The sequence below is a fragment of the uncultured Leptotrichia sp. genome, assembly GCF_938036635.1.
Classification (GTDB): domain Bacteria; phylum Fusobacteriota; class Fusobacteriia; order Fusobacteriales; family Leptotrichiaceae; genus Leptotrichia; species Leptotrichia hongkongensis.
On record NZ_CALHQO010000174.1, the window covers coordinates 1 to 6,487 of the forward strand.

6 protein-coding genes are annotated in these 6,487 nt (G+C 31.4%); all 6 read left to right on the forward strand.

Annotated features, from left to right (window positions below; translation table 11 throughout):
- Positions 1 to 256: 256 nt before the first annotated feature.
- The 6 genes from Q0370_RS03460 to Q0370_RS03485 all read left to right on the forward strand — a co-directional run bounded on the left by Q0370_RS03460 (position 257) and on the right by Q0370_RS03485 (position 6,359).
- The gene (locus tag Q0370_RS03460; RefSeq protein WP_299572185.1) at positions 257 to 1,369 is read left to right on the forward strand and encodes an ABC transporter substrate-binding protein; all 1,113 of its coding nucleotides are present in this window, start codon (positions 257 to 259) and stop codon (positions 1,367 to 1,369) included.
- A 46-nt stretch (positions 1,370 to 1,415) separates the two neighbouring features.
- Positions 1,416 to 2,531: an ABC transporter substrate-binding protein gene (locus tag Q0370_RS03465; protein WP_147006271.1), complete on the forward strand. Its 1,116-nt coding sequence runs from the start codon at positions 1,416 to 1,418 to the stop codon at positions 2,529 to 2,531.
- 238 nt (positions 2,532 to 2,769) lie between these two features.
- A complete protein-coding gene (locus Q0370_RS03470; RefSeq protein WP_006804990.1) occupies positions 2,770 to 3,666 on the forward strand; it encodes a branched-chain amino acid ABC transporter permease in 897 nt (298 codons plus the stop codon).
- Between the two features lie 24 nt (positions 3,667 to 3,690).
- Positions 3,691 to 4,776 carry a branched-chain amino acid ABC transporter permease gene (locus tag Q0370_RS03475; RefSeq protein ID WP_299572198.1) on the forward strand — a complete coding sequence of 362 codons (1,086 nt, stop codon included), beginning with the start codon at positions 3,691 to 3,693 and terminating at the stop codon, positions 4,774 to 4,776.
- A 67-nt stretch (positions 4,777 to 4,843) separates the two neighbouring features.
- Entirely contained in the window at positions 4,844 to 5,602 is a 759-nt protein-coding gene (locus Q0370_RS03480) for an ABC transporter ATP-binding protein (RefSeq protein WP_299572193.1), read from the forward strand.
- A gap of 49 nt (positions 5,603 to 5,651) precedes the next feature.
- The gene (locus tag Q0370_RS03485) at positions 5,652 to 6,359 is read left to right on the forward strand and encodes an ABC transporter ATP-binding protein (RefSeq protein ID WP_367270822.1); all 708 of its coding nucleotides are present in this window, start codon (positions 5,652 to 5,654) and stop codon (positions 6,357 to 6,359) included.
- Positions 6,360 to 6,487: the final 128 nt, after the last annotated feature.

Below are 6,487 nucleotides of genomic sequence, written 5' to 3' on the forward strand. Positions count from 1 at the left end.
ATATCGGTTTATATTAAGAATTTTGGTGTTTGTGTAGATTTTATTTTTATTGATTTTATAAAAAAAGTTTGAGTATACAATAAATTTTTAAAAATAATTTCATTTCTTTACCCTTTTATGATATAATATTAGACATAAGTAAGTGAAAGTTTGTTTTAGATTAATAGTAATAGTATTTTATTTGATATTTATTATATGTTTTTCTAACAATGCTTTGACGATGCAAAGAATTTAAGAGAGAAAGGATGATGAGAGTATGAAAAAAATATTTCTGATGATGTTATTAGTCACGGCATTTATCGTTGGCTGTGGGAAAAAATCAGCTGATGGAAATGTTATAAAAATAGGAGTTATTGCACCGCTTACTGGAAATTATGCACAATACGGAACTGCAGTAAAAGAAGGTGTTGAACTTAAAGTAGATGCTATTAATAATGCAGGTGGAATTAATGGTAAAAAAATTGAACTTGTCATTGCAGATAGTAAAGGAGACGTTCAGGAATCAGTGAATGCATTTAAAAAAATGGTTTCACAGGATAAAGTGAGTGTTGTAATTGGAGAAGTTGTATCAGCTACATCACAAGCTATTTCAGGACTTGCACAGCAAGCAAAAGTACCTTTGATTTCGGCAACTGCTACAAGCCTTGATGTCACAAAAGGAAAAGATTATGTATTTAGAACTACATTTACAGATCCTTATCAAGGAACTGCTACTGCAAAATATGCAAAAGCTAAAGGTGTAAAATCAATTGCAATTTTAACAAATTCTTCAAATGATTATTCTGTAGGAATTGCGAACGCATTTAAAGAACAAGCTAAAAAAGATGGAATAACTATTACTGAAGAAAAATATACAAATGATGATAAAGATTTTAAAGCGATTTTAACAAAAGTAAAAGGACAAAATCCGCAAGCTATCTTCATACCTGATTATTACAATACAATTGGATTAATTATTTCTCAAGCAAAAGATTTGGGAATAACAGCTCAATATTTTGGTGGAGATGGATGGGACGGAATTCAGACTAACTTTGGAGCAGTTGCAGAAGGAGCAATTTTTGCAAGCCAATTTTCTCCAGAAGATAAAGCTGAAAATGTTCAGAAATTTATGAAAGATTACCAAGCTAAGTTTCATAAAGAACCAATAATGTTTGCCGCACTTGGATATGACACAGTGGAAATTGTGGAAGCTGCATTGAAATCAGCAAAAGATTTGACAGGGCCATCTATAAGAGAAGCTATGAATGGAGTTAGTGGAATTGATCTTATAACTGGAAAATTAAAATTTGATGCAGATAGAAATCCTGAAAAAGCAGTTACATTTATTGAAGTAAAAGGTGGAAAACTTACATTAAAAGAAAAATTTTAATTTAAAAAATAAATTAATTATAAAAATATAGCAGAGGAGAACAAAAATGAAAAAAATATTATTTTTAGTTTCATTATTGGCATTATTTGTACTAAGCTGTGGAGCAAAAGCATCTAAGGACAAGAATGTTATAAAAGTTGGTGTTATAGGAGCATTAACTGGAAACGTGGCACAATATGGAACAAGTACAATAAACGGATTTAAATTGAAAGTAAAAGAAATAAATGCCGCTGGTGGAATTAATGGTAAAAAAATTGAAATTGTAGAAGCAGATAGTAAAGGTGATGTACAGGAAGCAATTAATGCATTTAAAAAAATGGTTTCACAAGACAAAATTGACATCTTTGTAGGAGAAGTTACATCTGGACCATCTCTTGCAATCGCACCGCTTGCACAACAAGCTAAAATTCCTATGATTACAGCAACTGGAACTGCATTTGATATTACAAAAGGAAAAGATTATGTATTTAGAACTACATTTACAGATCCTTATCAAGGTGTTGTTGTTGCAAAATATGCAAAATCAAAAGGACGTAAAAATGTTACAGTTTTAACAAATACAGGAAGTGATTATTCTGTAGGGCTTGCAAACGCATTTAAGGAACAAGCTAAAAAAGAAGGAATTCAAGTAAAAGAAGAACAATATACTGCTGATGACAAAGACTTTAGAGCATTACTTACAAAAGTAAAAGGATATAATCCTGAAGTAATTTTCGTACCTGATTACTACAATACAATTGGATTAATCTTGACACAAGCAAAAGAACTTGGAATAAACGCTCAATTTATGGGTGGAGATGGATGGGACGGAATCCAGACTAACTTTGGAAAAGTTGCAAATGGAGCAGTTTTCGCAAGTCAGTTTGCACCAGACGATCCTGATCAAAATGTACAAAAATTCATTGCTGCATACAAAAATGAATATAAAATAGATCCAATTATTTTCGCTGCTTTAGGATATGATACAGGAACTATTTTAGAAACAGCATTAAAAAATGTTTCTGACTTGTCTTCAAAAGATGCGATAAGAGAAGCAATCAAAAAATTTGACGGTACTTTAGTTACTGGTTCATTAAAATTTGATGCAGAAAGAAATCCTGAGAAAAAAGTTACATTTATTGAAGTAAAAGATGGAAAACTTACATTGAAGGAAAAATTCTAAAAATAATATAGAAAATAATAATTATTATAAAGTTCGGTTGTTAGGAGAAGTTTTTTTCTTCTAACACTCTGGAACTTTTTTTATCTAAAAAGAAGAAATTAATTTGGGTAAATATACGTAAGCAGCTTTAAGATTATACTAATTTTTTGAATACAAGTAAGGAGTATAGTTTTAAGGTTGCCTAAGTATATGAGTAGAAAATAAACGTATAAGTAAAAAGTATGAGGAGTTTTTAAATATGTTAAAGAGCTTTATTGAACAGACTATTAACGGACTGCAGACTGGAAGTATTTATGCCCTTATTGCGTTGGGGTATACAATGGTTTACGGTATTGTTAAACTTATAAATTTTGCACATGGAGATATACTTATGGTGGGAGCTTATGCTACACTTATCGCTGTGTCAAATGGAATGCCATTAATACTGGCTATTGTTTTGTCAATTATTTTATGTGCTATTATGGGAGTTGTAATTGATTTTTTTGCATATCGTCCAATTAGAAATGCACCTAAAATTTCGGCACTTATTACAGCAATTGGAATGAGCTTTTTGCTAGAAAGTTTGGCACTTATAATATTTGGAGCAAATCCAAAAGTTATTGATCAGAAATATATACCAGCATTTTTATCAAATAATAACAAGATTAATTTAGGATTTTTAAGCATCAGCATGCTTACAATATTTGTAATTGTAGTTACTTCAATTTGTATGATTGCCTTAAATTTATTTATTAAAAATACAAAATTAGGAAAAGCAACAAGAGCAGTTTCGCAGGATACAGGAGCTGCACAGCTTATGGGAATTAATGTAAATAAAACTATTGCCATAACATTTGCAATTGGATCAGGGCTTGGTGCATTGGGTGGAGCATTGTATGCGATTGTTTATCCGCAAATTGAGCCATATATGGGAATGTTGCCAGGATTGAAGGCATTTATTGCAGCTGTATTTGGAGGAATAGGAAGTATTCCAGGAGCTATGGTTGGTGGATATGTCTTAGGACTTCTTGAAGCATATGTAAAAGGCTCATCGCTTACAACTTGGGCAAATCCTATTGTATTTGGTGTACTGATATTAATACTAATTTTTAGACCAAATGGACTATTTGGAAAGAATATGAAGGAAAAAGTATAATTTGAAAGGAGGAAAATGGGAAATATGGAAAAAACTAATAAAGATGTAAAAGCAAAAAATATAGATAGTGCAGAAAAAAAGCATAAAGAAACAAAAGAATATAAATGGCAAAATTTGAACTATTTTAACAAATTAAAAGTAAAAAATTATGTTGTTACATTTATTTCAATAATTGCACTTTATATCGTCCTAAGCTTTACTTTTGATCCAAATGATGCTTTCAGTTATACAAAAGGAATATATATAAACATATTAATTTTTGTTTTATTTGCAGTAAGCTTAAACATAACAGTTGGGCTTATGGGACAGCTTAATTTGGGGCAAGCTGGATTTATTGCAATTGGTGGATATTCAGCGGCATTTATTTCAAAAATACTCGTAAATTATAATTTACCGCCATTTTTACAGTTAATACTGGTATCATTGTTTGGAGGGCTGGTTGCGGCTGTATTTGGATTTCTTGTTGGTGGAAGTACGCTAAGGTTAAGAGGGGATTATCTTGCAATTATTACTTTAGCATTTGGAGAAATTGTAAAATATATTATTCAAAATCTGGACTTTTTAGGTGGAGCAACTGGACTTAACAATATCCCAACAATTCTAGATTTTTCAAATACATATTTCATTGTAGTTATCTCGATTATTATAATCGCAATGGCAATGACTTCTCGAAAAGGGAAAGAGATTCTGTCAATTAGAGAAGATGAAATTGCGGCAGAAAATATAGGGATTGGATTAAATCGTGTAAAACTTTATGGATTTGCTTTTTCAGCATTTTTTGCTGGAGTTGGAGGATCGTTATTTGCTCATAATATTGGAATTTTGACACCAGATAAATTTGGATTTTTATTCTCAATAGAAATTCTTGTTATGGTAGTGCTAGGTGGACTTGGAAGTATTACAGGAGCGATTATCGCTGCAATGATTTTGACACTTCTAAATGAAAGATTGAGAGATGTTTCGCAGTTTAGATATTTAGTTTATGCAATTATATTGATTTCATTAATGATTTTCCGTCCAAAAGGAATTTTTGGTACGAAAGAATTTACATTTGCAGGAACAAAGAGAAGAATTAATAAACTTAGAAATTATAAAAATAACAAGAATTAAATAAATGAAAGTTAGAATTAAATATTTTTGATAAATATAAAAATGAAGTAAAATAGGAGATAAAAATATGTCATTATTAAAAACGACAGATTTGGGAATATCTTTTGGAGGTCTAAGAGCTGTTGATAATGTTAATATTGAAATTAAGGAAGGTGAGCTAGTTGGATTAATTGGTCCAAATGGAGCTGGAAAAACAACAATATTTAACTTGCTGACAGGTGTTTACAAACCTACTGACGGGGATATTTCTATAAATCAGATTAGTATAAATAAAAAAACTACTCCACAGATAGTTGCTTTGGGAGTTGCCAGAACATTTCAGAATATAAGGCTGTTTAAGGAATTAACAGTGCTTGACAATGTAAAGCTGGCACTTAACAACAGTATGAAATATAACACTTTTGAAGCGATTTTTAGACTTCCTAGATTTTGGAAGGAAGAAAAGGAAATAACAGATAAGGCGCTTGATTTATTGGATATTTTTGATATGGCTGAAATGGCAAATATTACTGCAGGAAACCTGTCTTATGGACAGCAAAGAAAATTGGAGATAGCAAGAGCTTTGGCAACAAATCCAAAATTATTGCTACTGGACGAGCCTGCGGCAGGAATGAACCCAAACGAAACAAAAGAGCTAATGAATACAATCAGCTTTATAAGAAATAAATTTAAAATTGCAATCCTGCTAATCGAGCATGATATGGACTTAGTAATGGGAATTTGTGAAAGACTTTATGTGCTAAATTTTGGGAGAATTATTGCTTCAGGTCTTCCTGATGAGATTCAAAATAATAAGGAAGTTATAGCAGCTTATTTAGGAGAATAAAATTTAAGAAGAAATTAAATAAAATTAGCAAAAAGGAGGAAAAGTGAATATTTTAAATGTAAATGATTTAAATGTATATTATGGCGGAATTCACGCTATAAAAAACATTTCATTTCAGATAAAAAAAGGTGAAATCGTTTCTCTAATTGGTGCAAATGGTGCAGGAAAAACATCTACACTTCACGCTATTTCAGGGCTTGTACCAATAAAATCGGGAGAAATTTCCCTAAGTGGGGAAAATGTAACTAACATTGATGCTTACAAGCTTGTGAGCCGTGGAATGGCACATGTTCCAGAAGGACGTAGAATCTTTACAGAATTGACTGTAATGGAAAATTTGGAAATGGGAGCATTTACAAGAAATGATACAGATCAAATAAAAAAAGATATGGAACATATGTTCTCACTGTTTCCACGACTTGCTGAACGTAAAAAACAGCTGGCAGGAACAATGAGTGGAGGAGAACAGCAAATGTTGGCAATGGCAAGAGCCTTAATGTCAAATCCTTCACTACTATTGCTAGACGAGCCGTCAATGGGACTAGCACCGTTATTAGTACAAGAAATTTTCAATATAATTGTAAGAATCAATAAAGAAGAAAACGTAACAGTGCTGTTAGTAGAACAAAATGCCAATATGGCACTATCAATTGCAGACAGAGGCTACGTTTTGGAAACTGGAAAAATAATTCTGGAAGGAACAGGGAAGGAATTGCTTACAAATCCAGAGATTAAAAAGGCTTATCTTGGAGGATAAAAATAAAAAATTAGAATATTTGTTTTTGAAAACTGTCTTGAAAAGTTTTTTGGCTTTTTGGGATGGTTTTTTTGTTTTGGGGAAGTTTTGAGAGAAGAAAAAACTGGGAGAAATCCCAGTAGACTGGA

Coding starts and splice junctions, on each gene's coding strand:
- Q0370_RS03470 (WP_006804990.1), top strand. CDS start 2,770: ATGTTAAAGAGCTTTATTGAACAGACTATTAACGGACTGCAGACTGGA.
- Q0370_RS03475 (WP_299572198.1), top strand. CDS start 3,691: ATGGAAAAAACTAATAAAGATGTAAAAGCAAAAAATATAGATAGTGCA.
- Q0370_RS03460 (WP_299572185.1), top strand. CDS start 257: ATGAAAAAAATATTTCTGATGATGTTATTAGTCACGGCATTTATCGTT.
- Q0370_RS03480 (WP_299572193.1), top strand. CDS start 4,844: ATGTCATTATTAAAAACGACAGATTTGGGAATATCTTTTGGAGGTCTA.
- Q0370_RS03465 (WP_147006271.1), top strand. CDS start 1,416: ATGAAAAAAATATTATTTTTAGTTTCATTATTGGCATTATTTGTACTA.